This window comes from Microcoleus sp. AT9b-C3 (genome assembly GCF_036705485.1).
GTDB lineage: Bacteria > Cyanobacteriota > Cyanobacteriia > Cyanobacteriales > Microcoleaceae > Microcoleus.
Genome location: NZ_JAUBUR010000025.1, coordinates 58,040 through 83,472, shown reverse-complemented (window position 1 = coordinate 83,472; position 25,433 = coordinate 58,040). Strand labels below are relative to the sequence as shown.

Sequence of the window (25,433 nt, the reverse complement as noted above, 5' to 3'; positions counted from 1 at the left end):
TGATCCCCTATTGGCTCAATTAGGGTTAGTAATCTACCAACACACAGAGATTTTAGCTATGGCTTTAAAACCCGATACGTCAGGGATAGTGCGCTTAATTGGCGACAACACCTCGGAATTTATTCAACTTTCTCCGGGAGAGCTAAACAACTTTCCTTTAGGAGCTTGGGCCCTCGATGGGGACGATACAGTAAGTGGCTCAGGGGCTAGCGAGTTAATCCTGGGAAATGAAGGGGAAGACTTTCTCACAGGTTTTGCAGGCAACGATTCTTTATTTGGGGGAAAAGGAAGAGATTTCCTGTCTGGAGCTGAGGGAAATGACTGCCTCAGTGGTGGTCTAGATGCTGATTGGCTTATTGGAGAAGCTGGCGATGATATTTTATTTGGGGGGAGAGGCAATGATTATTTAGAGGGCGCAGAGGGGGATAACACTCTGGTGGGCGGCTTGGGCAGAGACTTCTTAAATTGTGAGTCTGGCATTAATTTATGCGTTCTGGGAATAGATCCTGCCAGTACAGATATCAATTCTAGTGATGGGATCGCAGGTTTTGTTCCTGATTTTGATCGCATTGGATTAGCCAGTGGCTTAACGGTCAATGATATAGTGTTGGAGCCGGTAGAGAATGTGACATTAACATTTAGGTTCGATGTGTCGCAAGCTTTACAACCATTAACTCCTCCAGCTTTAGTCAGCGGAATTAGCGGACTTTCTTCCGGCACTCTAATCAGAGTCAGGAATTCTAACACGATTTTAGGTTATGTAGAGAATGTAACCCCTAATGAACTACAAAGCAGCTTTGTTTCGGTTCAGGGTTTCTAAGTTCAGGACAATCAGTGGTTGCCTGAAAAACTTATCATTTGGTTAGGCACAAATTAACTCCTGGTATTTACAGAACTTACCCAGAAACGCTAGTAGTAGGGTGAGTATTTCGCACCTTACTACTATGGATTGTGTAAAAATTGACTATATTGATGTCGGTATTAACCGCGTCGTCAATCCAGACGGTACGAGTCGTTTGGTCCCCGATGTGGACTTTGATGCTGTTAAAACAGTAGCCGAATTTATCACACCAATGCCGGGAGGAATCCGGCCGATGACTGTTGCTATGGTTTTGGAAAATACCGTTTCGAGTTATATTGAATACGGTTCTAATTGAATTATGACCCACTTGTGAGCCAGTATTGGCTCAAGTAGGGTTAGTAATCTACCAACAGACAAAGATTTTAACTATGGCTTTAAAACCGGATGCGTCAGGGACATTGCGCTTAATTGGCGACAACACCTCGGAATTCATTCAACTTTTTCCTGCGGATCTAACAAATTTTCCTTTAGGAGCTTGGGCTCTCGATGGCGACGATACAGTAAATGGCTCAGAGGCTAGCGAGTTAATCTTGGGAAATGAAGGGGAAGATTTTCTCACAGGTTTTGCAGGCAACGATTCTTTATTTGGAGGAAAAGGAAGAGATGCCTTGTTTGGACAGGAGGGGAATAACTCCCTCAGTGGTGGTTTAGATGCTGATTTTCTTCTTGGAGAGGCTGGCGATGATATTTTATTTGGGGGGAGAGGCAATGATTTGTTATCCGGCGGAGATGGAAATAATACTCTAGTTGGCGGCTTGGGCAGAGATTTCTTAGAGTGTGGGTTGGGCAATAATTTATGCGTTCTGGGAATAGATCCTGCCACTACAGATATCAATTCTAGTGATATAATCGAAAGTTTTAATCCTGATTTCGATCGCATTGGATTAGCGAGTGACTTAACGGTCAATGATATAGTGTTGGAGCCCGTACAGAATGTGGCATTAACATATACTTTCGATCTGCCGCAAGCTTTACAACCATTACTGCCTCCAGGTCCGGCCGACACATCTAGCGGATCTGCTTCAGGAACTCAACTCAGAGGCGGAATTAGCGGAGTTTATTCAGGAACTCTCATCAGAGTCAGGAATTCTAAGGCGATTTTAGGTTTTGTAGATGTTGTAACGCCTAATGAACTAGAAAGCAGGATTGTTTCCGTTCAGGGTTTCTAAATTCAGGACAATCATTCCTGGACTGACAAACTTATCATACAGCAGATTCCATGTATAGATGATTAATTTGAACAGCAATTGCGATCGTAAGAAAGCCTGTAACTTCTTGATGTTCGCCTACAGGGTGTATTATTTGAATAATCTTTCGATTGTGCAGTTCGTAGCGTACCGCCGGATTTTCTGGCAGCCACTCCACAAATTCGTCGAAGTTTACGAGTTTGGGTAAAGTTTGAGTCATAGGTTTTCAGAATTACCGATAATATAAATTATATCTCTATGTATCTGCCTTTATCTGCGTGCATCTGCGGTTACAAATTCCGAATCTGCCAGCATTGCTAGATTCAGACAATTTAAAATGCTGGATTTAATCGGGCGCTTTTCATCCCAAAATACGATCGCTGAATAAAAGTTAATTGCCGCCGGTGAATTCAAAAGCTCAAAAGTTTGACGTGCAAATCTCTCGCTATCAAAACTGAGAAAGTAAACAGTATCATCGAAGATTGCAGGTTTATTAGCTATTTCACCGATTAACCTAAAATCCAATTTTTTATAAAGCCCGCAAATCGCAATTTTCCAAGGTTGGAAGCTATAATCGCCTACTCCAAAAATCGAAAAGCGAGGGTTATTTTGATAAATTTTGCTTTTGCGATTATCTAGATATTGCCCGCATTTCTCTAGATAACGTCCGGTTTTAGGAGCTATAGTTTTGATATTTTCGGTTGATTCACCGATGAATTTTTGAGTAACTAGGATATATCGATCGGTAGCATTAATGCGATTTTGAGCAACATCCGATCCTTTAAGTAGCGGAAATAGATAAGTTTCCTCAAGATCGACTGTTTCCCCAAATCCATTGATAAACAAATTATCTATTTTACGAAACTCCATCACATTCGAGCAGTCATGTTTGACGCCCGATCGCCATTTCGTTCCTGAATTTACAGCATATAAATTACTCAATTTATTGAAAGAATCTATATCTTTAACCAGGAGATTGTTGTGATATCCAATTCGATGGCCGTCAGAACTTTCTAAACTGCTAAATACATCGCAGAAGTAGTTTTGTGAGCTTGAGTCAAACTTGCAGTATAACAAACAGGCATCCACATTTGCACCAAAATACTTTTTAGCATCTATTGTGTAAGTTGCACAGCTAGCGAGATTAAGTTTTTTTGAATGAATGTAACTCAATAACTTTCTAGCAACGGAAGTCTTGCAAAGCATTGCCAGAGTGGCGTCACGATTTTGCAACCATTGTATCGCATGGATCAGCATCCATTCTGAGATATCGAAGTTACTTTTACCTGTTAGTGCATCTAAGCCAGTGTGCTTTTGAAAATTACTTTTTTTCGGCAAGTTTTCACTGCCAATAGTTCCTTGTTGTGAGTTAGTTACCCAAGGAAAGTTGCCAAGTACCAGCACCCTATGATTAAAGTGGTTGATTAATGATGTCCAGTCAAAATCAAAAAAATTTCCGTGCTTAACCTCATATCTTTCATCCTGTAACAATTCATGCTTAGCTCTTAATTCTCTTAAATAACTTTGATTGATTTCAACCCCGATAATCTTGCTGGCTGATGGAAACGAATTTGCAGCAGCTTCAATGAAATTACCTATCCCGCAAGTTGGCTCAATGATGACTTTGGGGTTAACATCAAGTTCTATCAATTTCCGACACACCATATCGGCTAATTCCAGCGGTGTCTGAAAATCCCCGTATTCTAGTTTGGTTTTGCGATCGTTGGAACTCATCGGTTAGATTTATAAACTGCGATCGCGCCGTCTTGTTGTCCGGCACGCTCAATTCTACTTGTTACCAGGCTTAAGCCTGGTAACGCAGATCCGGAGACTCTACCTCCAATGTTCCCAAGCAAGTGAGGCAAAGCCTCTAGACATCGGTTCCCCGGCTGTGCGTGGGAACCAGTTAAATAGTAGAGTTAATCCGGTTCTGAAATATCGAGTTGGTTTTTTTCAGTAAGATAACTGATGTTAATTATCGGTACAGGGTTTATTGTAGATACCGGAAAGGATTTTAATCGGCTCTTCCAGTGATTGATATCACTAAGGATTGGAGATAAAGATCATTAAAATTCATGTCATATATCACCGACAAGCTTGACTTTTATTGCAAATTGTTTATATTTGTAGGTGCGACAACTCATAGGCTGATAGCTCAATGCGCTCAGTCTTGTATAATCCGAAGACCTCTCTAGAACTCGTTAACGAAAAAGTTGACAGAGAGAAGCTCTTTGGTGTATTATTTTTTTAAGCCAGTATGATTGCCTAAACTCTTAAAAACAGAGTTCAGTCTATGATTTGTCGCAAAGTAAATCGGGACTTCTCCATGTTTGAGTTAGTTTATCAGGCATTATAACTTAGCTGAATTAGGAAAAAATAATAAGTCTTAGGGTGTTGCACCAATCTATGTTTGGTGTTTTGCAGATTGAGTTTACCTGGAATTATTCTGGTGTGGCTAACTCTCAGAGTATTCAAAGGCTTAGATGATTTCCCAACCCAAAGGTATGGGAATAAAAGTGTTTCCCCCATTCTCAAGCTAGATTTTCTCATCTACACTCTGGAGAAAGCAGAAAATGAAGAACTTTAACAAGAAAGATAACGATCGAGTGGCATCGGTTTCCTTGATTTCCCTATTCAGTAATGCTGATAATCAACAAATTAGCTCGCCTTCATATTTTGAGGGGGATCTCTAAAGTTGGATGTGTGAGGGTTGAGAAATATGGAGATACTCACCAACCTAATTCTCTAGATTGAAATTAGGTTTATGAGTTCTAGAGAATTAGGTTAATCAGGCAATTGCAGAAAGTGAGTTGCCTCTCACTCTCTGCAAAAATTAGTGGTTCTGTCAAGTATGAAAATGTTAGCTTTCGTGACAATTGTCACGGTTGGATGCGATTTTAAAGATAGGTGACTTTTGGTCGCATCTGCTACACTAATAATCATTAATGACAGACAAAAGCAAACAGGTTTTAGAAGCCTGTATCTCCTTCAAAAAGTAAGTCGATTGAGTAACAAGTAAATAGTTTCATCATTTCTCCTTTCATTACGTAAAAAAGCCCAGGTGCGTCCTTGTTTTCAGAGTCGTAAAAACCTTCACTGAGACTGGATGCACCTTTTTATTGCCTAGTTAAAAGTTAATACAGTGATTTGGAAAACAATCCGGAAATATTTCCAGATTGTTTATTCATTTGACTCAGTTATATCCTGAGTCCGCGCCAAAAAACCCTTTACAAAAAATATAAATTTTGGTAATTAGTTGTTCCATCTCGCACATAAATTTGTTAAATTGATATAAAGGCTCTCGTTCTTTTTGTCTGATCGAGATATGTCAATAAAAAGTTTAAATGTAGCGCAATAAGTACCAACTATATATCGATAAAATTCCTTCAAAATTGTTTCATCAACTAGACCTAAATGGACACACATAGACATTTCTTCTAAAAAATTAAGAACATTAACTATTTCCTGCTTTTTGTCTGCATCTCCATATAGCTTATTGATGTAATCATTGCTTTTCTGCGCATCTAGATGTTTGAGATCGTTGTAAATTTCTGCTGCAATTTTTCGCACACTAAAATAGCTAGGGTCGTTCCATATTTGTATGTAACGCAAGGTTCGATCGATTTTTTTGTCCTCTAAATTGATTTCGATTCCCCGCAAAGCATATACGGCACTAGATATTCCTGCGGCAGTAGCTAATGTAGTTACCGCAAAATTTAAAGTGTCTCGGTATTTTAATTTATAAAAATGAACAGCGATTAAAGTTATGGCTGCAATAAAGGTAGTAATTCCAATTCCCATTGTGAGATTTAGACTGATTTTGAGGAATCCATCGGGTTCTCTTTTGTTGAGTGGAGTTGTCGGTTTGGTTAACATTTTTAATTCCTTAGTGTTCACTAAATCTCGAATATTAAGTAGGTGGGTATAAATAAACGTAAAAACCGAAAGGCTGATTTTCCGGCTACAAAGGACTTTGATCGTGTGGGATTGTTCGTTTAATTAACCTCATCTACTTAGTCACTTTTACAAACCACTCATGGTTTTCCCGGAATAACTCTCAAGTAGCTTTGCTTTGGGCGATTACCTTTCCAGAAATACAGTGGGATCGAGGGCTTTCCAGTCGGTATGGTTATATAGCAAACAATTTCGTTTCAACCCAGCGGGCTAAAGAGCCTAGGAATGAAGATCCGGCGGCTCTGCCTCCATCCCAAGCAAGCGAGGTAGAGCAACAGCGATATTGGTTCACAGGCACAGCCTGGGAACCAGTTATCGCTCTTTCCCAAAAAACGCACAAAAAAATGCACCCACTCCCCAAGGAAGTGGATGCAAAACGACCAAATAAATTTTGAGCTAAAAACTCAAAACTCCCTTAATAAGCGTCTTGCAATTCGTAGAAATCAGGGGAAATGTAATCTTTCCGCAGCGGCCAGCCTACCCAATCTTCGTTCATCAAAATCCGTTTCAGATTCGGATGTCCTTCGTAGACTATGCCGTACATATCGTAGGATTCCCGCTCTTGAAAGTCGGCTGCTTTCCAAATCCAGTAGACTGATGGCACTCTGGGATCTTCGCGGGGAACGAATACTTTGACGCGGACTTCTTCAGGCTTGGAAGCATTATCTGTCAGCTTAGCCAAGTGGTAGACGCTGACTAAATCTTGTCCCGGCCCTTGGTCGTAGGCGCACTGGCACTGCATATAATTAAACCCGTAGGCATACAGTGCTGTTGACATGGGAATTAAGAAGTCTCGATCGACCTTTAATATCTCCACGCCCAAATTATCGGCCGCTAAAGATTCGTGTTCAAACCCATTCTGAGTCAACCACTGGGAAACCTTCCCGGCTTCAACAATTGCAGATTCTGTCTCAGCCACGGTTTACCTCCTGTTTTTGTCCTGCTTGCAGGGCCGGCGGTACTGGCATTCCCATTGCTTCGGTCAATTCTTTCGGTGGCGCTATCCGGCCGGGAACTGACAAGTATTTGCCGTCCAAAATGTCGTCTACTACTTTCATCTTGTGGGGTCTGGTGTAGTAGCGGTGGGTTGGCAGCAAATTGGCCCGTTCTTGCATGGAATCGTTGGCGATTTTTTTCCGCAGTTTGATAATTGCGTCAATAATCGCTTCTGGGCGGGGGGGACAGCCGGGGATGTACACGTCTACGGGAATCAGTTTGTCAACGCCTCTGACTGCTGTGGTGGAGTCTACGCTGAACATTCCCCCGGTGATGGTGCAAGCACCCATCGCGATCACGTATTTTGGTTCCGGCATTTGTTCGTACAGCCGCACCAAGATGGGGGCGTACTTCATGGTTATTGTGCCGGCGGTGATGATCAAGTCGGCTTGTCGCGGACTCGATCGCGGTACTAAGCCGAATCTGTCGAAGTCAAAGCGCGATCCGATCAAAGCTGCAAATTCGATGAAGCAGCAAGCGGTACCGTACAGCAGCGGCCACAGGCTCGAAAGTCTCGCCCAATTGTAGAGGTCATCAACCGTAGTTAGGATGACATTCTCTGATAATTCGGATGTGACTTCAGGGCGAATAGCGGGGTTGACAATTAGAGGTTTTTGTGATTTGTCAGAACTTAAGACCATTCCAAGGCTCCTTTGCGCCATGCATAGACAAGAGCAATAACGAGGATCGTGATAAAAAACAAGGCTTCGATGAAAGCCAACAGTCCTAGCTGGTTGAAAGCAACCGCCCAAGGATAGAGGAAGACTGTTTCTACGTCAAAGATGACGAAGACCAGGGCGAACATATAATATCGGATGTTGAACTGAATCCAGGCTCCGCCGATCGGCTCGACGCCGGATTCGTAGGTAGTGCGTCGGTCGTAGGGACGACTTTTGGGCCGCAGTACCTTAGACGCCGTGAGGGCGAGGATAGGGACTAGGCTGGAAATTAACAGGAAGCCTAAGAAATACTCGTAGCCGCTGAGTGCAAACACGGTGAATAATTACTGCCTAGGTGAAAGGGTTTGTAACTCGATCTTTACATTATATAGATTTTGGGTAGCTAAAATTACGAGTTGGTTGAGATTAATCATCCATCTTCTGCAATAATTTTTAATGTATATTCTAATATTGTAACTGCCTGTGGAAGACGGGCGGCTGCCTGTGGACGCTAAGTAAGACCACCATCGACGCTTTGTGTCGAACACCCTTGTGGTGTCCCTAACGTGGCCTCGGCGCTTGAGACGGGAAACCTCGAAGACGAATAAGACCGTCCTAATAGGAGTTTTAGTTGGAAGCCCCAACTCGAACGAAGTTTAGTTGAGGTACTTCACGATTAGCTGACCTACTCTTTTGGATTTATGAGCGATCGAGCCACGGAGACTAATACCCTCGATCGGCACGAGTGCCGAGCCTGCGGCTACGTCTACAATCCTACAAAGGGCGATCCTAAAAATGCAATTGCCCCTGGCACTGCTTTTACAGATGTGACCCCGACTTGGGTCTGTCCCGTTTGCGGGGCGCGCAAGTCGATGTTTCAAAATCTCGGTCAGATGGAAGGGGTATCCGGGTTTAAGGCAAATCAGCGCTACGGTGTCGGTGTCAACGGCATGACCGAAGGTCAGAAAAGTTTGCTGATTTTTGGCGGCTTGGTCGTTGGTTTCTTGTTGTTACTTAGTATGTATGGTTTGCAGTAAAACGATTGTGAGATTTTGGCAACGAATTGTAATGTTATTGGCCGCTGCGCTCATCTGTACGAGTTGCAGCACCATCGGTTCTGTGAGTTACAACCCGTGGCAAGTGATTTCCTTGCCAACGGAAGCTAATTTGCAGGATATTGCCTTTACAGGCAATCCTCAGCACGGCTGGGTTGTGGGTTCTGAGGCGACTTTGCTCGAAACCCTTGACGGTGGCACTAGCTGGAAGTCTGTAGCACTGGATATCGACGATCCGAGGTCGCGTTTTGCATCGGTGAGTTTTTCGGGTTCCGAAGGCTGGATTGTCGGTCAGCCTTCAGTCTTGCTCCATACAGAAGATGAGGGCAAGTCTTGGACGCGGATTGCTTTGAGCTCTCAGTTGCCCGGTTCTCCGAGTACGATCGCCGCTTTGGGCCCGAATTCCGCCGAGATGACGACTGATGTCGGGGCGATTTACCGGACTTCGGACGGCGGCAAAAATTGGAAAGCTGTCGTGCAGGATTCTTTTGGGGTAGTTCGCAATATCAACCGTTCTGAAGACGGGCAGTATGTTGCAGTTTCCTCGAAGGGCAATTTCTACTCGGTGTGGAAACCCGGACAACAAGCTTGGGAACCTCACAACCGCAATAGTTCTCGCCGCCTGCAAAATATGGGCTTTACCAAGGATGGGCGTTTGTGGATGCTCGCCCGTGGTGGTCAGATTCAGTTTAGCGACCCGTCCAATCCTGAAGGTTGGGGAAAACCGTTTTTTCCCGATCGCAAGGCGAGTTGGGGTTTGCTGGATATGGCTTACCGGACTGATAATGAAGTGTGGGTAGCTGGCGGCGGCGGCAATTTGCTGTGCAGTTTGGACGGCGGGAAAACTTGGCTAAAAGACCGCGAAGTAGAAGATGTTCCCGCTAATTTTTACAGGATTGTCTTTATGGGTCCCGATCGCGGATTTGTGATCGGCGCGAGCGGTACTTTACTTAAATATCAAGGTTCAGCGCAAGCGGCTTGATAGTAGAATAGTAATAGAGATTGTCTGTCAATTTGTTGTTGAAAGGAGGATTCTAAATGGCTGGTACAACTGGAGAACGTCCGTTTGGGGACATTATTACAAGTATCCGTTATTGGGTAATTCACAGCATCACCATTCCAGCTTTGTTTATTGCTGGATGGCTGTTTGTGCAAACGGGTTTGGCTTACGATGCTTTCGGAACTCCTCGCCCTAACCAGTATTTCACACCGCAGCGGGAAGAAGTGCCGATTATCTCGGATCGCTTTGAAGCTAAGAAACAAGTAGATCAGTTCATTGCCAAGTAATTTAATAAGGATTTGGAAAAATGACGAGCAGAACCCCAAATAATGAGCCAATTTCGTATCCGATTTTTACGGTACGCTGGTTGGCAGTTCATACTTTAGGTGTCCCAACAATTTTCTTTTTGGGCGCGATCGCAGCAATGCAATTTATTCAACGATAGGAGTTTACAATGCCTGAGCGCGTTCCTAATCCCAACGAGCAGCCTGTTGAGTTAAACCGGACTTCTTTGTATCTGGGTTTGTTGCTGATTTTTACTCTGGGTATTTTGTTTTCCAGTTATTTCTTTAATTAACTGGTGTCTGAGTTTGCTTTCGATAGTTCGATCGAATGTGTTTAGCTGTGAATTAGTGAGGTGATAGCTATGTTTAGTGAAAGTGGCAGAATTCCTTTGTGGCTGGTAGCTACTGTCGCAGGTCTCGGTGTTCTAACCATTGTGAGCCTTTTCTTCTACGGTGCTTATGCCGGTTTGGGTTCTTCGATGTAAGGAGAATCAAACTGATTTTCGGCTTTTAACCCCCCTTGAAAAAGGGGGGTTTTAATTATGCGAATTGTGTTGGTAAATTAGGGATAAATTTGCTATAAAGTGTTGATTGATGAGCAAGTTTTATGATATTATAATTCTCTCGTGAGAGCGAGATTTTTTGTGGTTGGGTGGAGATTGGCTCAAGAAACTGCTCGCCCTGCGGGTTCACCCATAACCCCAAAATTGATCGCCACTAGCCGACGATCGCCTCCTTCTATGGGGCAGATCCTGAAATTAGCCAAAAGTTGCGAGTAGAATGGTGCAAGAGCCGATCGCTCGATCGTAGTGCACAGCGAAATATGACCCCACCGCCGCCGCCCCGCAAACCTCAAACCGTCTTGGGTGCGATTACCCAAGCAGTCCAGACTATTGCCAAGGTTAATTTTAACCAGCTAGCGCTGAAACCAAACGCCAAAGTACCCGAACTGTGGGTACAGGATGCGGGTGCAGCTAAAGCTGAGGTTTATCCGCTGTTGGGCGATCGATATTTGTTAGGTCGATCGTCAAAATCTTCAGATATTGTAGTTCGCAATCCCGTTGTCAGTCACGTGCACTTATCCCTGTCGCGCGATAGTCGGCGGCGGACTCCTTTTGTCATCAAAGATGAAGACTCCACAAACGGCATTTACAATGGCAAAAGGCGAGTTAAAAGTATGTCCCTGCGTCACGGAGACGTGTTCACTTTAGGGCCGCCGGAACTAGCCGCCGCTGTCAGAATTCAGTACGTATATCCGCCGCCTTGGTATGTGCAACTTGTGCGTTACAGCTTTTACAGCGTCAGCGGAATCACCGCTGTGATTGCCGTGTTGGTAGGCATGGAATCGACAAAGTTTCAAGTGCGGCCTCTGCCGAGAAGTATCAATGGCCCCGTGATTGTTTACGCCCGCGACGGGCAAACTCCCCTGCGTCCTCCTCAGAATAACGCTCACTTAGAATTAAAGCAATTGCAGGATTTTTCGCCTTATTTATCCAAGGCGGTACTTGCTTCGGAAGACAGCCGCTACAATTGGCATTTGGGGGTAGATCCGATCGGAGTTTTGCGCGCGCTTTTGACCAATGTTCGCGGGGGAGGAATACGCGAAGGCGGCAGCACTGTGACACAGCAGTTAGCGAGGAGTTTGTTTCGAGATTATGTGGGAACTCAAGATTCGGCAGGACGCAAGTTGCGGGAAGCTGTAGTTGCGTTGAAACTGGAGAATTATTACAGCAAAGACGAGCTGTTGCTGACTTATTTAAATCGGGTGTTTCTGGGAATTGACCTTTACGGTTTTGAGGATGCGGCTCGGTTTTATTTTGGCAAGTCGGCGAAGGATTTAACTTTGTCAGAGGCGGCAACTTTGGCGGGCATTTTGCCGGCGCCAAACAGTTTTAATCCGATTCAAAATTATCAGTTGGCGGTGCAGTATCGCGATCGAGTAATCGAACGAATGCGCGCTCTGGGGACGATTTCTCAGGAAGAAGCCGATCGCGCGAGGCGATCGCGAATTGAGATTAATCCTAAAGCCCGCCAATATCTGCAAAGTACGATCGCCCCTTATTTCTACAGTTATGTATTTGACGAATTGGAGTTTTTGCTGGGGGAGCAGTTAGCCCGAGAAGGCAATTTTATTGTAGAAACAGGTTTGAATCCCGGCCTGCAAAAGTTGGCGGAAACTTCCCTCAGAAATGCGGTTGAAAATGCGGGATCTAGTGCAGGTTTTTCTCAAGGAGCAGTGGTAACTCTCAACAGTACAACCGGAGAAGTCTTAGCTTTAGTTGGGGGCGTAGATTATTTGAAAAGTCAGTTTAATCGGGCTACTCAAGCTTTGAGACAGCCCGGTTCTACATTTAAGATTTTCACCTATGCAGCCGCCCTGGAACGGGGAATCTCACCCGATAAAACTTATTCTTGCGCCCCCCTTTCCTGGGGCGGACAAAGTTACAGTGGTTGCGAAAGAACCAGCGGCAGTGCTGATATGTATCGGGGTTTAGCACAGTCGGAAAATGCAGTTGCTTTGAGAATAGCACAGGATGTCGGTTTAGACAATGTGGTGCAAATGGCCAGACGTTTAGGGATTACATCTGAACTGCGTTCTAATCCGGGTTTAGTATTAGGTGAAAGTGAAGTTAATGTGTTGCAATTAACGGGTGCTTTCGGGGTTTTGGCCAATCGGGGTTTGGGAAATCGTCCCCACGTAATTAAGCGAATTATTGACAGCAGCGATTGCAAAGATCGAAATGATTTTAACAGTTGCCGGGTGATTTATGACTATCAAAAAGATGGCGTTGCCAATCGGCAGTTAGTTTCTGAAGGCGTAGCGGATACGATGACAGATATGCTGCAAGGTGTGGTGCGCGGAGGTACGGGTAGCAGTGCTGCTTTGGGGTTAGGAGAAGCTGGAAAAACAGGCACGACTAATGATAATAGAGATTTGTGGTTTGTCGGTTATATTCCGAGTCAGCAACTGGTGACAGGAGTTTGGTTGGGAAATGATGATAATTCTCCGACTGGGGGAGGTAGTGCAAATGCTGCTCAGTTGTGGGGGGAGTATATGCGGCAGGTGGCGCGTTGAGTGGAGGCGGGGATTGGACGAATTTTGATAAGGCATTGAAATATGCAATTTAAATGCGGTACAGCTTGTCAACTCCACAGGGTAAACGCCTCAAAATTCATTTGACAAAACCATGAATTTGTGCATTACTAAATAACTAAAAAAACCTTCTTAAAATCATTAACTTTAACCCCAATTAAGCAGATTAAATCAGAACATTAAGATTTTCTAAACTTCTTAAAGCCGGATAGTTTTCCTTCTGAGATAGGTGTTAGATTTCGAGCATTAACTGGCAGAGTTGAAAATTTGAACTAAATACTTATTGTCCATTGCCGCTCGATATCAATGATTTTTCGGGAAAAGCCGATCGCCCGCAAGCAAGGAAGTTCCGAGTGCGATCGCCCTTTTCACTATTTTTTATGCTGAGTCCACCACCACGCGATCGCTTGACGGGATGACAATGCCTTCAGGGGGCGACAACAAAGCTAAAACGGTTGACCTATCAGCTTTATAGCTGTGTCTCCCCTCCGATCAAATGACTTACCCTTTTTTGAGCGATCGCTGTCTCTAGTGAAAGACATCATAATTGTTGAACAAACTCCCGATTACACAATTAGAGCCAAAACAGGCTGGGCAAATTTTGGATAACAAACAAAGCCTCAAATTGGCTGGTATGTAAGTTATTTAGAAAAGTATAAAAATGTTTACTTTTTTGCTACCAACATGGACATCCGCAACAAAGATGACGCATCTGCAAGAATCGAGTTAACGCGCCCTTGCTTCAAGGATATTGCGCTGTTGTAAGCGCGTTATTTGTTCTGTAATATTCGCAAAAATGCCAGCCGATCCGCTAACGGTGACAGCCAGAATACAAATTTATTCGATACCTGAGTTCCACCGTAGGAAGCCGAGTCTTTTAAATCTTTTAGGGCTTACGGAATTGGCACATATATATAGTTGCTATAGCGCTATATATCATTTCTCGCAACAAGGCGACAATCATCTAAGAGAGCATTAAGTTCTTCAACGACTAGCCAGGGGTTTCGACCTTTTAAACAAGCTACGATTGCTGCTTCATAGGGATTTCTGCCAGTTTTTTTTACTGCTGCGATCGCCTGTTTGTTAGACAATCCCCGCCGGCTGACCAACCAAGCAGCCAAAACCTGTCCTGTACGTCCGATCCCCCCGGAACAGTGAACTACCACCCGTTCGCCTTTGCTATTTGCAGATTCCAAAAACGGCAATATTCGATCGATTAAAATATCGCGATCGACCAATTCAAAGTCTGCAATCGGCGCCCAGCAAACTCGATCGCACCCAAATATTTTCCGATATGTTCCTAGTAAGTCACTGTAGCGGATGAGTTGGGTCTGAGCGAGCAAGCAGCAAACTTGCTTGATATTATGCCCCTGCATAAATTCAATCCAGCGAGCAACTTCTGCATCGCGGTATCCTGGTCTGGCTGCACCAAACACAATTAATTCCTTCTCTAAAGCCGCAGCGAATTGGTGCATACTGTTTTCAATATTTTTACCTATAATTAAGAAAGACGCACAAATCATGAATCAACAGTGAAAAACAAGAGCTCGATCGGTTTAATGAACTGGCTGCAACCCAAACCAGAAACCGTTTTGCTATGCGACTCAATTGCAGCAGCTTCTGACATGGCATTTATGCTCAACGGTGAGTGGGATGGGTGCAATAGTTTGGTGCTCCCTAAAAGCGACAAGGTAGCAATTGAAGCAGCCGCTAGTTTATTGGAGACATCGTGGTGCTACCAAAATACCTGCGAACCAGTTTTAATTCGGCTGGAAGTTGACGAATTGGTGCGCCGTTATGCGGTTGGAGACAGGTTTTTTATTAATGCTAACTTGCGATGCGCGCAATTGAGCGAACGTTGCTTGGAAAACATTGATTTGAGTTATGCTAAATTGAATTTGGCTAACCTCAGCGGCACTAATTTAAGCAAAGCCAACTTAATGGCAGCACAGATGCAATCGGCAAATTTGAGTGGCAGCAATTTGAGTGGAGCGCAACTTGTGAGGGCGAACTTATCAGGAGCAAATTTATCTGATGCTAATCTCAAAGGTGCTGATTTGAGTTATGCAGATTTAAGCAATACTTGTTTAACAGGTACTGATTTAAGAGGTGTAAATTTAGCTAGAGTAGACTTAAGAAAAACTTCGTTAAATGGGGCGATTTTTGAGTAATACCAAATCCCGCTTCAATACTTTCTCCCACACCCCGTGGGTAAATCCTGTCAACATTTATCTGCGTCCATCAGCGTACATCCGCCACCATCTGCGGTTAAAGTTCCAAAGTAATTAACTGAGCAATTTCCTCCGTTTGAAAACCCAAGGCCATCGGCTTTTGCACTGCCGGAATCACCTGCACATCATAGAGTTCTGTAACAATTCCTTCAAACCGCAACCAGTGAACGATCGCCCCAGTAGTCAAATCAATCACCATCATACCACACCGAGCCTCAGCATCCTTGGCTGCTAACAACTCATCCAATTCTAAACCGCTAAAAGTATTGTCACCACCCCGAGGTTTCGAGAGTCCCACAATTGCCCAATTTTGCCAAAAAGCCAGTCCTCGGACATATCCCGGACAAAACGTAATCGCCTCAAATTTCCCTGTATCTAAATCCACATAACCAAATTCTCCCCGCCCCGAATTCAGCAACCACAACTTGTCTAGATACCAGCGGGGTGAGTGTGGCATTGACAATCCTGTGACGATAATATCATTAGATTCAATATCAATAACTATACCGCCGTTTTTTCGGCGATCGCGCCAGCCATCCACCACATCCGACTGACTCGACGCTGTGACATATTTCGCCTCTCCAGCTACCATTGCCAAACCGTTAAGGTGACAGCGGTCTTCGTTGATATATTGTGATATAAAACCTGGTTTCCAGAGAGGTTTGCAACTGTGGCGATCGCTCAAAGTAGCGATACAATTAAATAATGTGCTAATAAAAATGATTTGATTATTTTTATCGACAGCGATATCGTGAATGTCGATATCACCTGTAGTATAACCGATTCTTGGTATATATAATTTATCGTATCCTTGGTATAATTGACCGGCTTCTAAGACATTATCTAATTGCCAAAGTTGATATTTTGAACTTAAATAAAGGCGTTCCGGCGTGCAGAAAAGCCCCATTGCGCGATCGAATATTCGCCAAAAAGCCGAGATTCTGTTCGTTTCTGGCACAGCACCGATTAACATTAACCTGCTTGTTTGATAGGTAGTGCAAGCGAGGCTGATTTGTTGTTGAGTTAGCCAAATTGGGAACTCGCGATCGCCAAAAATCTCGTGTTCGGAGACTGTATTGAAAGTAGCTTGTTTGTTATTCATAGAATCTAGAGGCATATCTTTATATATCCCAAATGTAGGGAGAGCGTAATTCTTGTAGGGGCGGATTTTAGCAACCATAATTGCCTAAAATCAATCATCTCATAAACCCGCCCCCGCGCCACTTAAGACTGAAACTAAAACCCTCTGTCTCTCTCGTTTGTATTGAAGTCTCGATCCCCCTAAATTCCCCTTACTAAGGGGGACTTGGACGACGATCTTGTCCCCCCCTTATTAAGGGGGGCTAGGGGGGATCGAGAGGATTGTGACTCAGACAGAAGACCGATACTACTTTTCACCTTAAGTTAACACCAATGGTTCACCCTTTTTCTGCACTCTTGGGCGAGAACTTCTGTAAACTCGCTCCGACTTCGAGTTTTTATAATTTGCATAAAATAGCCAGAGAAATATAAAGATTTAGTAAATGAGAAGCTCAAACCCTGACAGTACGATCGCACCCTGTTAAGCTCCTAGTAATTAAAATTTTAGGGTGTCATCCGTCGTTACCAGATAGAAATACCGCCATCGCAAATCGAATCAGGCGATCGCTTTTAGCAGCTCAAAAATCAGTAATTCTACCTAAAGCAAAAACAGATGAAAACCTTAACTCAACTTAACAAAAAAAATCTCTTTGTTGCTTGCATGAGCAACCAGCCAAGCTCGATCGTCATTCTTGACCCCACAGTACCCGACAGCAACTACATAGCCCAAGGCATCAAACCGGACACAGCAACCTACATCCTCGAAAGCCAGCCTGATGCCATATAGCAAATCACCACACTCTTAGCTCAGCATAAAGGCATCGATGCCCTACACATCATCACCCACGGTAGCCCCGGCAAGATTTACTTAGGCACGACAGAACTCAACAGCAGCAATATCGAAAACTACAGCCAACAGTTGCAACAGTGGCGAAACGCCCTCACTGCCAACGCCAGCATCATATTGTATGGATGTAACGTAGCAGCCGGGAAATCCGGGCACCAATTCCTGACTCAACTCCACCAACTCACAGGAGCAAACATCGCCGCTAACTCCCAACCTACAGGTAACTCAGAACTAGGTGGCACCTGGGACATCCCCCAACTCATTCCCCCATCCGGCGAAGTGTCCAAACTGGCGATCGTAGAAACCACCCTCAAAACCTACAGCGGCGTACTAGGCTTCGGCCCCAAAGTAGACTTCTTAATAACCGGCGATCGGCCGAACTCCGTCAGCATCGGCGACATCAACGGCGACGGGAAGCCTGACTTAGCTGTGGCGCACGACGGTGCGGCGAACAGCAGTGGCACAGCCTCCATACTGCTCAATACCACTGCTACCAACACCATCACCCCCGCCTTCGCCACCCAGGTCACCTTCGCTACTGACAATAGCCCCAGGTCCGTCAGCATTGGCGACATCAACAGCGACGGCAAACCCGACTTAGCTGTGGCGAACTTTAGCAGCAACACCGCCAGTATCCTGCTCAATACCACCCCCACCGGAGCCACCACCCCCACCTTTGCCCCGCAAGTCACCTTCGCTACTGGCATTAACCCCAGCTCCGTCAGCATCGGCGACTTCAACGGCGACGGCAAACCCGACTTAGCCGTGGCGAACCAAGGCAGCAACAACGCATCCATCCTGCTTAACACCACGCCGACAGGAGCCACCACTCCCACTTTCGCCACACAAGTCACCTTCGCAACAAGCAATCCCGTCTCCGTCAGCATTGGCGACATCAACAGCGACGGCAAACCCGACTTAGCTGTGGCGAACTTTAGCAGCAACACCGCCAGTATCCTGCTCAATACCACCCCCACCGGAGCCACCACCCCCACCTTTGCCCCGCAAGTCACCTTCGCTACTGGCATTAACCCCAGCTCCGTCAGCATCGGCGACTTCAACGGCGACGGCAAACCCGACTTAGCCGTGGCGAACCAAGGCAGCAACAACGCATCCATCCTGCTCAACACTACCACCACCTCAGCCACCGCTCCCACTTTCGCCGCAGGTTTCACCTTCCCAACTGGTGGTGCCCCCAGCTCCGTCAGCATCGGCAACTTCAATGGCGACGGGAAACCTGACTTAGCTGTGGCGAACTTAAACAGCAACGACAGTAATGCCTCCATCCTACTCAACACCACCCCCGCTGGAGCGGGCACCCCCACATTCGCTACCCAAGTCACTTTCCCAACTGGCGGTGGTTCCAGATCCGTCAGCATCGGTGACTTCAACGGCGATGGGAAACCTGACTTAGTAACGGCGAACTTCATCGACAACGTCTCCATCCTGCTAAACACCACCCCCAAAGTTACTGCTGTCACCGCCACCACCCCTGACGGCAGCTACGGCGTCGGTGCCACCATCCCCATCACCGTCACCTTCGATGCCGCTGTCACCGTCACCGGCACACCCCAACTCCAACTAGAAACAGGTACAACTGACCAATTTGCCAATTACGCCTCTGGTAGTGGCACTACAGCCCTCACCTTCAACTATGTAGTGCAAGCAGGAGACACTTCCCCTGACTTAGAATATCTCGCCACCAATTCTCTCACCCTCAACGGCGGCACAATTAAAGAGACTGCTGATACAGCCTTTGATGCCGTCTTAACTCTTCCGGCTTTAGCCTCAGCTAACTCCCTCAGCGGTAGCAAAGCCATAGTTATTGATAACATTGCACCCACAGTTGCCTTAACATCAACTTCAGCAACCACAGTCAACGGTTTATTTAGCGTCACCGCTACCTTTAGTGAAAATGTCACTGGGTTTGATAATACTGATATCACCGTAGCCAATGCGACTGTCGGTAATTTTGTCACTGTTGATGCGAAAACTTACACCTTTGATGTCACTCCCAGTGCTAGTGGTAATATCACAGTTGATGTACTTGCAGCTAAAGCTACGGATAATGCGGGTAATAATAATACCGCTGCAATTCAACTAATTCGTACTGCCGATCTGACGCCAGTAACGCCAACACCAACCCCAACTCCAACACCCGTAACACCAACCCCAACGCCAACACCCGTAACACCAACCCCAACGCCAACACCAACACCAACAACAACGCCAACGCCAGCAACACCAACCCCAACGCCCGTAACACCAACCCCAACACCCGTAACACCAACCCCAACGCCAACACCAACGCCAACACCAACAACAACGCCAACGCCAGCAACACCAACCCCAACGCCCGTAACACCAACGCCAACACCCGTAACACCAACCCCAACGCCAACACCAGTTACGCCAACGCCAACACCAGTTACGCCAACGCCAACACCAGTTACGCCAACGCCAACACCAGTTACGCCAACGCCAACACCAGTTACGCCAACACCAACACCAACACCAGTTACGCCACCTCTTGACAATCAACCGCCCATCGTCAATAAACCAATATGGGATCAAAGTCGTGCTACTGGATTTTCTAGCAATACCGCTTTTGTCTTTGCTCCTGACACATTTATCGATCCAAATCCGGGCGATACTGTCACCTATACTGTCACCGCCCTAGATAATAATTCTGTCGCCGAGGGACAAGATTATATTTGGACGCAGGCCCTAAATGGGGGTTACTACAAGCGCAAAACAGAAAATGCTTCGGTAACTACTATTCCGACAATATTTGACGGGCCGAATGCTTCGCTAAACTTTGACCCCACTACTCGCACTCTCCGTCAAGTACCAGGAACTAATTTATCTTTACCACAATGGGTAGAAGTTAAAGCTACTGACAATGATGGTAAGAGTGTCAGTGAGTTATTGCATCTTCAAGGCTGGAACTCCACGGGTTTTGTTATTGACGACTATATTGCCGGTGCGAATGTCTTCTTTGATCCTAACAAAAATGGCATCATCGATCCGAACGAACCCAAAGGAACAACAGACAGTCAAGGTGCATTTGGTTTTGATATTCCTTTGAGCACTTTTGATACTAATAATAACGGTAAACTCGATCCGAGTGAAGGTAATTTAGTTGCTTTTGGCGGCACCGACATCGGTACGGGTTTACCCCTAGAAACTCCGCTCAAAGCGACACCCGATGCAACTGTAATTACTTTACTGACTAGCATTTTAGCTGAATTAGTCGAGATCGGTTTAAGCGTTAATGATGCGAATGCCAAAGTCACTAGCGCTTTGGGTATAGCCAGCGACATACCGCTGAATTATATCGATCCGATCGCAGCTACTAAAGGCGAACAACCCGGTGCTAAAGCAGCATTAACGGCGATGCTTGCAGCCCAAAACTCGATCACTCAAACAGCGGGATTAATTGAAGGTGCAAGTAATCTGACTTTGGGTGATGCTGTTAAGCACATAGTTAGTACGATCGCCGATCGCATCCAAACCGGAGTACCATTAGATTTCACCAAGCCCGAACAAGTGGCGGATTTAATCGTCCAAGTGGGCGATCGGGTGAAAGCGATCGATCCTAATTTTAACGCCCAAGAGATATTAGTGGCGGCACCAGCATTAGCGCAGGTAATAGCAGCATCTAATCAACGTATTGTAGAGGCGATCGCCACTAATACCGATCTCACACAACTGCAAAAACAAGTAGCAGTAATCCAAAAAATTGCTTTAGGTGAAACAACTCAAGACTTTAAAGCATTTGGTGCCGGTCAAAAAACCCTTGATTCTCTAGTTGCAGAAAACACGGGTACAGCGTTAGATGAACAAATTTCAACTGGTGGTAATACCCCTGTAACTCCAACACCAACTCCAACTCCGATCGCAACTCCAACTCCAACACCAATTCCAACTGATACGCCAACTCCAACTCCAACTCCAACACCAATTCCAACTGATACGCCAACTCCAACTCCAACTCCAACTGATACGCCAACTCCAACTAATACGCCAACTGATACGCCAACTCCAACACCAACTCCAACTGATACGCCAACTCCAACTAATACGCCAACTGATACGCCAACTCCAACACCAACTCCAACTGATACGCCAACTCCAACTAATACGCCAACTCCAACTCCAACTCCAACAACCACACCAACTCCCGCTAATACGCCAACTGATACGCCAACTCCAACTCCAACTGATACGCCAACTCCAACACCAACTCCAACAACACCAACTCCAATAACACCAACTCCAACAACACCAACTCCAACACCGATCGCACTACCGACACTTTCAACAACAGGGGAAGTGCAAATTGCGATCGCAATGCCAAAACCATCGGTATCAAGTAATGTGCGATCGGGTTTACCAGAAAACACCCTATTAGGTGATGTTTACCTACTAACAGATGGCAATGATAGCAGCATCCCCCCACAAGCATTAGGTTTAACCACATTTGCTCTCTCTGGTAACGACTCATTAACAGGTTTAGAATCACCAGATACCTATTTTGCTAATCAAGGAGAAGATAATCTGGTGGGTGCAGGTGGTGACGATCAACTATTTGGCGGTAAAGGTTCCGACTGGATCGATGGCGGTATTGACAACGATTTTGTTAGTGGGAATAATGACAACGATATGCTGCTAGGTGGTGATGGCAATGATACCCTGCGCGGTGGTAAGCAAGATGATATCTTATCAGGCGGCGCGGGTAATGATATCCTGAATGGCGATTCCGGTTTGGATATTCTCACAGGAGGCGCAGGAAATGATATCTTTGTATTACAAGATACGGCTACTGACCCATCTCAAGCTGATGTAATTACTGACTTCAGTGCGGACGATCAAATGCAGTTGATTGGTGTCACTTTCAGTCAACTAACTTTTGAGTCTGTTAATGTCATATTAGATGGTGCAACTGCTGTAGTATCAACGGCCATCAAATCAGGGAATGACTACTTGGGAGTAGTTTATAATCTCAATCCAACGGCTCTTAATAGTAGCTCTTTCTTGTAAGATTGCTGGGGAAGATACTATACGCTAAGCCATCACAGGGAGGCGTTTGCCTCCCTGTTTGGACACTTAGTTCCTGATACTATCTGTGGCGGTGTAGGTAATGGCTTTAGGACTCAAGTCAAATCCGGTAGTATCGGAGTTAATATTACCCACAGCTTTCGAGACGGCGCAGTGCCGTTTCCCGAAAATTAATCCGGGTAGGGAAACGGCACTGCGGTGTCATCTAGATCGTGTCGCTGGTGCAACCGGAAACGATATCAAGTCAAAAAAACCTGGTTGAGCCAAAAAATCGTGGATCTCTTTGAGAAATATTGATGCAGGGTTTGGACACTTCGACTTCGCTGAGTGCGCCGCTTTGCTCAACCACCAGGGTTTTTGGCCCCGCGTGCGTCCAAGACAAAAGTTAATCAGTGGTAATGAACAAGCTGATATCCGGGAGCAGTTAGGTGTTAGCGTTGGAGTGAGTACGAATTTGATAATATCTGCTAATTGCCGGCTGATTTAAGAAAGAAAGAAAAGTGAGTTCGCACTTCTACCAATTTTAAAAGAAGTACCAAAAATTTAATGATTATTCATACTTACGGCCGCGCCACTGAGTAGGCTGATTTAAAGCCGAAATTAGAATTCGCAAAAATGCCAGCGGATCGGCTAAAGGTGAAAGCCAAAACAGCCATTTACCCGATGCCCCAGTTGTATCGTAGGAAGGTGCGATCGCCAAACACAAAGCCGATCGCACTGCAACCAAAAATACATTCAATCCCAACAGCCAAAAGTGGGGAAATACACCCACCGGCGGCAGCGAACCAAACAGCAAATAGCACAATACGATCGGCACCGGCAAACCTTGAACCGCCAGCAACAGCCACAAATCGCCCCAAATTTGACCGCTTGAAGCAGCATCTTTCAAATCGAGCGATCGACCCCATTCATTCCAAGTCTCGATCGCCCCTTCATACATCCGCACCTTCAACACTTTAGCCCCGTCCAAAAAGCCCACCTTAAAGCCCTTAGCAGCCGCATAGCGAGCCAGAGTCACATCATCGCAAAAAGAACCCCTCGCGACCTCATAGCCCCCTAATGCCGCCAAAACCTCGCGCTTACACAAGAAACACTGACCGTTCGCCATCACCCGTTCCGGCACATCCCCGCCAGTCCCCGTCGGCCCGAACCGATAAACCAAAGTCATTAACAAAGCAGGTTGCAGCCACAACTCCCCCGGATACTTGAGGATAAACTGCGGCGACAGCGAAATCAAATCGTAATTTCCAGCTTTCGCCGTTTTGAGTAAACTCGCAATCAAACCCGGATGCGGCACAGTATCGGCATCTATCCCCAAAATCCACTCGCACTTCTCGGAACTTGCCAAAAAACCTGCATTCAGCGCCCAGGGACGCCCTACCCAACCCGCCGGCAGCGGATCGTCGTTAATCAAGCGAAACCGGGGGTCTTTTTGTGCTGCTGCTTTGACTAAATCTCCGGTTCCGTCTACCGAATAGCTGTCAACCACGATCGCTTCTCGGAGTTCGTAACTTTGGCGGCTTAATCCTTCCAAACAAGGCGAAATTCGATCGGCTTCGTTCAAAGTCGGTACTACCGCAGTACAAGCACCCAACAAATCCAACGTCGGCGAATCCGGTTCCAGGGGCGGGATGCGCGATGGGCCTTTAATTAAGCGCGACATCAGAATGGCTGCGGCGGGCAATTGCAGCAGCAGGAATGCGACAGCGATGATACTTGTCAGCGGTTGAGAGAACAGGTGAGGGGCGATCATGGGATTTTAGATTTTAGATTTTAGATTTTAGATTTTCAATTGAAGAATTGGGAATTACGGTTGGTGTCAATTTAAAAAATTCAATCAAATTTTTGCCTCAAACATATTACAGGAATTGGGAATGAAAAAATCGCCGCTGAAAAACCCGGTTTTTTGTAGAAACCGGGTTTTTAAACTAGCTCAAAATTTAGTGTAAATTTTTGCTAAATCAGCCGCAGTTGCTTGCTAGCAACTCACTTACGCAAAACGCCCACGGGCTGAGGTGGAATTTCAGCCGTGATAACAGGTGTATCCAAAGACGGCATTGTTTCGGTTACGTCACCTGCTGCGGGTTTAGCGATCCAGCTTAACGCGATCGCCGGAACTACGCCCAGAAGCACCGCTAGCGATGTCGGGAACCAGAACCGAGAATCCAACGAAGTTACAGTGATAATTGCTCCGAAAGCAAAGTTTACCAAATAAACAATTAAGGGCAAACCCAATTCCGATCGCTCTAATTTAATCGGTGTTTTTCTCCACAAGAAAGCTGCTACAGACATAAATAGCGCCCCCGTACCCATCCAGCCAGCTAAATTGCGGTAAGGCATCCCAAAGAAAGCCCCAAGTTCCTCAAACTCCCAAAAAGGCACAGAAGTTTGACTCATCGCCGGATCTAGTACAAAATCCCAAGCTGTTAGCAGCAAAGCACCAAGGGCGATCGCCCCTATTTGGCGCACCCAGTTGAGTTCACCTTTACCGCCAGCTACTCCAGCGCGAGCAATTATGTATGAAACCAGTCCCAGATAAAACCACGAGAGGGGAATTGTAAACGGAACCAGCCCTGCAATTTTGTAACCCAAACCGCTCAAATAGTGGTAGTGGCCGAAGGGAAAACCCGTACTTGTTCCCAACAACTCGCTACTCAAGGACAAAAACACAGAAGGCAGTAAAAAAGCCAGAGTTGCACCCAAACCCAAAGTCCGAAAGGCATAAAGAGCAACGGCTGCTGCACCAAAAATGATATAAACTACTCCACCCCCAGCCATCCCCCACTGGAATAGCGTTTGCCCTGCTGGTGGCAAACTCATCACCAATTCGGGACGGGGTAAAATCAGCAGCAACCCTGCCAATCCAAAAGCCATTGACAAGACGTGGGCAATCAGGCAAAAGCGCTCAGCAATCAAAAGTTGCTTCATGGGACTCCTCGAAAAAATATTAGATGCAGAAAGCACTCTTAACAGTTTACAAACTTTAACAAAAAACCAACTGCATTTGAGTCAGTTGTCAATTGTCAGTTGACAGTTGACGGTTGACGGTTGACGGTTGTCCGCCGCCCGCCGATGCCCAATGCCCTGAGCAATCTAAAATCTAAAATCTAAAATCTAAAATTG

The 25,433-nt window shown here is 45.7% G+C and carries 24 protein-coding genes and 1 pseudogene; 15 read left to right on the top strand and 10 right to left on the bottom strand.

Annotated features, from left to right (window positions below; genetic code table 11):
• Nucleotides 1-58 precede the first annotated feature (58 nt).
• The 3 genes from QUB77_RS21240 (at nucleotide 59) to QUB77_RS21230 (ending at nucleotide 2,031) form a co-directional block, all read left to right on the top strand.
• Nucleotides 59-820 carry a calcium-binding protein gene (locus QUB77_RS21240; protein ID WP_333177099.1) on the top strand — a complete coding sequence of 254 codons (762 nt, stop codon included), beginning with the start codon at nucleotides 59-61 and terminating at the stop codon, nucleotides 818-820.
• Nucleotides 821-944: 124 nt separating this feature from the next.
• The gene (locus QUB77_RS21235; protein WP_445251727.1) at nucleotides 945-1,157 is read left to right on the top strand and encodes a hypothetical protein; all 213 of its coding nucleotides are present in this window, start codon (nucleotides 945-947) and stop codon (nucleotides 1,155-1,157) included.
• Between the two features lie 73 nt (nucleotides 1,158-1,230).
• Nucleotides 1,231-2,031: a calcium-binding protein gene (locus QUB77_RS21230; protein WP_333177103.1), complete on the top strand. Its 801-nt coding sequence runs from the start codon at nucleotides 1,231-1,233 to the stop codon at nucleotides 2,029-2,031.
• 34 nt (nucleotides 2,032-2,065) lie between these two features.
• Here QUB77_RS21230 and QUB77_RS21225 read toward each other — a convergent pair whose 3' ends face one another.
• From QUB77_RS21225 to ndhC, 6 genes are all read right to left on the bottom strand, one after another.
• Complete coding sequence (locus QUB77_RS21225; RefSeq protein ID WP_333177108.1) at nucleotides 2,066-2,269, bottom strand: Uma2 family endonuclease; 204 nt, start codon at nucleotides 2,267-2,269, stop codon at nucleotides 2,066-2,068.
• Between the two features lie 50 nt (nucleotides 2,270-2,319).
• Nucleotides 2,320-3,783, bottom strand: coding sequence for a class I SAM-dependent methyltransferase (locus QUB77_RS21220; protein WP_333177111.1), 1,464 nt, complete (start codon nucleotides 3,781-3,783; stop codon nucleotides 2,320-2,322).
• Between the two features lie 1,518 nt (nucleotides 3,784-5,301).
• Nucleotides 5,302-5,946: a DUF4760 domain-containing protein gene (locus tag QUB77_RS21215; protein ID WP_333177113.1), complete on the bottom strand. Its 645-nt coding sequence runs from the start codon at nucleotides 5,944-5,946 to the stop codon at nucleotides 5,302-5,304.
• 472 nt (nucleotides 5,947-6,418) lie between these two features.
• A complete protein-coding gene (locus tag QUB77_RS21210; RefSeq protein ID WP_333177116.1) occupies nucleotides 6,419-6,922 on the bottom strand; it encodes an NAD(P)H-quinone oxidoreductase subunit J in 504 nt (167 codons plus the stop codon).
• Nucleotides 6,915-7,640: a photosynthetic/respiratory NAD(P)H-quinone oxidoreductase subunit K gene (ndhK, locus tag QUB77_RS21205; protein WP_333177119.1), complete on the bottom strand. Its 726-nt coding sequence runs from the start codon at nucleotides 7,638-7,640 to the stop codon at nucleotides 6,915-6,917. The genes QUB77_RS21210 and ndhK overlap by 8 nt, the downstream gene beginning before the upstream one ends.
• Nucleotides 7,631-7,993 (bottom strand): photosynthetic/respiratory NAD(P)H-quinone oxidoreductase subunit C, encoded by a 363-nt coding sequence (gene ndhC / locus QUB77_RS21200; protein WP_006635500.1) that lies wholly within the window; start codon nucleotides 7,991-7,993, stop codon nucleotides 7,631-7,633. The genes ndhK and ndhC overlap by 10 nt, the downstream gene beginning before the upstream one ends.
• Nucleotides 7,994-8,359: 366 nt before the next feature.
• Here ndhC and QUB77_RS21195 point away from each other — a divergent pair, with 366 nt between their 5' ends.
• The 9 genes and pseudogenes from QUB77_RS21195 to QUB77_RS21155 form a co-directional block, all read left to right on the top strand.
• Nucleotides 8,360-8,695, top strand: a complete 336-nt coding sequence (locus QUB77_RS21195) for a rubredoxin (protein WP_333177122.1) — start codon at nucleotides 8,360-8,362, stop codon at nucleotides 8,693-8,695.
• Nucleotides 8,682-9,695, top strand: coding sequence for a photosynthesis system II assembly factor Ycf48 (locus tag QUB77_RS21190; RefSeq protein WP_333177125.1), 1,014 nt, complete (start codon nucleotides 8,682-8,684; stop codon nucleotides 9,693-9,695). The genes QUB77_RS21195 and QUB77_RS21190 overlap by 14 nt, the downstream gene beginning before the upstream one ends.
• A 56-nt stretch (nucleotides 9,696-9,751) precedes the next feature.
• The gene (psbE, locus tag QUB77_RS21185) at nucleotides 9,752-10,000 is read left to right on the top strand and encodes a cytochrome b559 subunit alpha (protein ID WP_006635503.1); all 249 of its coding nucleotides are present in this window, start codon (nucleotides 9,752-9,754) and stop codon (nucleotides 9,998-10,000) included.
• A gap of 20 nt (nucleotides 10,001-10,020) precedes the next feature.
• Nucleotides 10,021-10,158 (top strand): cytochrome b559 subunit beta, encoded by a 138-nt coding sequence (gene psbF / locus QUB77_RS21180; protein WP_006635504.1) that lies wholly within the window; start codon nucleotides 10,021-10,023, stop codon nucleotides 10,156-10,158.
• 9 nt (nucleotides 10,159-10,167) lie between these two features.
• Entirely contained in the window at nucleotides 10,168-10,290 is a 123-nt protein-coding gene (locus QUB77_RS21175; protein ID WP_172190234.1) for a photosystem II reaction center protein L, read from the top strand.
• Nucleotides 10,291-10,359: 69 nt separating this feature from the next.
• Nucleotides 10,360-10,482 carry a photosystem II reaction center protein J gene (locus QUB77_RS21170; RefSeq protein ID WP_333109398.1) on the top strand — a complete coding sequence of 41 codons (123 nt, stop codon included), beginning with the start codon at nucleotides 10,360-10,362 and terminating at the stop codon, nucleotides 10,480-10,482.
• A gap of 338 nt (nucleotides 10,483-10,820) precedes the next feature.
• The gene (locus QUB77_RS21165) at nucleotides 10,821-13,073 is read left to right on the top strand and encodes a PBP1A family penicillin-binding protein (protein WP_333177128.1); all 2,253 of its coding nucleotides are present in this window, start codon (nucleotides 10,821-10,823) and stop codon (nucleotides 13,071-13,073) included.
• Between the two features lie 308 nt (nucleotides 13,074-13,381).
• Complete coding sequence (locus tag QUB77_RS21160) at nucleotides 13,382-13,510, top strand: hypothetical protein (protein WP_333177132.1); 129 nt, start codon at nucleotides 13,382-13,384, stop codon at nucleotides 13,508-13,510.
• 67 nt (nucleotides 13,511-13,577) lie between these two features.
• Nucleotides 13,578-13,856 (top strand): annotated as a pseudogene (locus tag QUB77_RS21155) (penicillin-binding transpeptidase domain-containing protein); the annotation flags it as partial.
• 164 nt (nucleotides 13,857-14,020) lie between these two features.
• Here the strand turns inward: QUB77_RS21155 and QUB77_RS21150 are convergent.
• Entirely contained in the window at nucleotides 14,021-14,566 is a 546-nt protein-coding gene (locus QUB77_RS21150) for a dual specificity protein phosphatase family protein (protein ID WP_333177134.1), read from the bottom strand.
• Nucleotides 14,567-14,623: 57 nt separating this feature from the next.
• Between QUB77_RS21150 and QUB77_RS21145 the strand changes: the two genes are divergently transcribed.
• Nucleotides 14,624-15,262 (top strand): pentapeptide repeat-containing protein, encoded by a 639-nt coding sequence (locus tag QUB77_RS21145; protein ID WP_333177136.1) that lies wholly within the window; start codon nucleotides 14,624-14,626, stop codon nucleotides 15,260-15,262.
• Between the two features lie 97 nt (nucleotides 15,263-15,359).
• On the opposite strand, the gene QUB77_RS21140 is transcribed toward QUB77_RS21145, so the two are convergent.
• Nucleotides 15,360-16,424, bottom strand: a complete 1,065-nt coding sequence (locus QUB77_RS21140) for a TIGR03032 family protein (protein WP_333177140.1) — start codon at nucleotides 16,422-16,424, stop codon at nucleotides 15,360-15,362.
• Nucleotides 16,425-17,015: 591 nt separating this feature from the next.
• Here QUB77_RS21140 and QUB77_RS21135 point away from each other — a divergent pair.
• Nucleotides 17,016-17,189 carry a hypothetical protein gene (locus tag QUB77_RS21135; protein ID WP_333177143.1) on the top strand — a complete coding sequence of 58 codons (174 nt, stop codon included), beginning with the start codon at nucleotides 17,016-17,018 and terminating at the stop codon, nucleotides 17,187-17,189.
• A gap of 3 nt (nucleotides 17,190-17,192) precedes the next feature.
• A complete protein-coding gene (locus QUB77_RS21130; protein WP_333323346.1) occupies nucleotides 17,193-22,292 on the top strand; it encodes an FG-GAP-like repeat-containing protein in 5,100 nt (1,699 codons plus the stop codon).
• Nucleotides 22,293-22,860: 568 nt separating this feature from the next.
• On the opposite strand, the gene cruG is transcribed toward QUB77_RS21130, so the two are convergent.
• Nucleotides 22,861-24,063 (bottom strand): 2'-O-glycosyltransferase CruG, encoded by a 1,203-nt coding sequence (cruG, locus tag QUB77_RS21125; RefSeq protein ID WP_333177146.1) that lies wholly within the window; start codon nucleotides 24,061-24,063, stop codon nucleotides 22,861-22,863.
• 233 nt (nucleotides 24,064-24,296) lie between these two features.
• The gene (gene cruF, locus QUB77_RS21120) at nucleotides 24,297-25,238 is read right to left on the bottom strand and encodes a gamma-carotene 1'-hydroxylase CruF (RefSeq protein WP_333177149.1); all 942 of its coding nucleotides are present in this window, start codon (nucleotides 25,236-25,238) and stop codon (nucleotides 24,297-24,299) included.
• Nucleotides 25,239-25,433: the final 195 nt, after the last annotated feature.